The organism is Protofrankia sp. Cr1, from assembly GCF_963555865.1.
Classification (GTDB): domain Bacteria; phylum Actinomycetota; class Actinomycetes; order Frankiales; family Frankiaceae; genus Protofrankia.
This window is the reverse complement of the sequence record NZ_CAUVXO010000013.1, coordinates 6,338-7,153: the sequence shown is the minus strand read 5'-3', so window position 1 is coordinate 7,153 and position 816 is coordinate 6,338. Positions and strand designations below refer to the sequence as shown.

The 816-nt window shown below is 72.4% G+C and carries 1 protein-coding gene; it reads right to left on the bottom strand.

What is annotated here, in order from left to right:
- The coding region (locus tag U9980_RS02720) for an EAL domain-containing protein (RefSeq protein WP_322766555.1) at positions 1-816 on the bottom strand (816 nt) is incomplete at both ends.

Sequence of the window (816 nt, the reverse complement as noted above, 5' to 3'; positions counted from 1 at the left end):
GGGGGACGCGGGGCACCGGTACCCGCTCGAGCAGGCTGCCCACGCCGTCGCCGCGCGCAGTGCGCTGGGCGAGCAGCCGGATGCGCCGGGATATCGCCGGGTCGAGGCGTTGCCAGGTCGCCGCCGGCCGGCCGAGATGCCATCCCTGCCCGAACGGGATGCCGAGCCCCACGAGCATCGCCAGCTCCTCGTCACCTTCGACTCCCTCGGCGATCACCCAGGCGTCGAGCCGGCTGGCGAAGACGTTGACGAGCTCGGTCAACGTCCGCCTGACCTGGTCGACGTTGGCGCGGGCGACGAGATCCCGATCGAGTTTGACCAGCTCGGGGCGGATCCGCGCGAGCTGACGCAGGCCCGCGTAGCCGGACCCGACGTCGTCCATGGCGATGAAACCGCCGCGGGCGCGCAACGCCTGGGTGGTGGCGATGATCTCGGGTGCCTGCTCGGTGCTGACCGCCTCGTTGAGTTCCATGACCAGCCCGCTCAGGTCGGCGTCGAGCCAGACCTCGGCAACGTCCGGGGTGGTCAGCAGATGCGGCATGACATTGACGGCGAGAAAGCAGTTGGGTGGGAGCCGGTCGCGCGCCGCGAGCGCCTCCCGGAGAACCCTGGCCTCGAACCGTGCGGCGACCCCGGCCCGATCGGCGGCGGCGAACCACAGGTCGGGCGATGGCGCCGCGCTCGCTCCGAACCGCGCGAGCGCCTCGTAACCGGCGATGACACCGCGACGGAGGTCGACGATCGGCTGGAAGACGACCCGCGGCTGACCGGGATCGGCCAGGGCCCGGCGCAGCGCGTCGGACCAGCCGCCTGTGC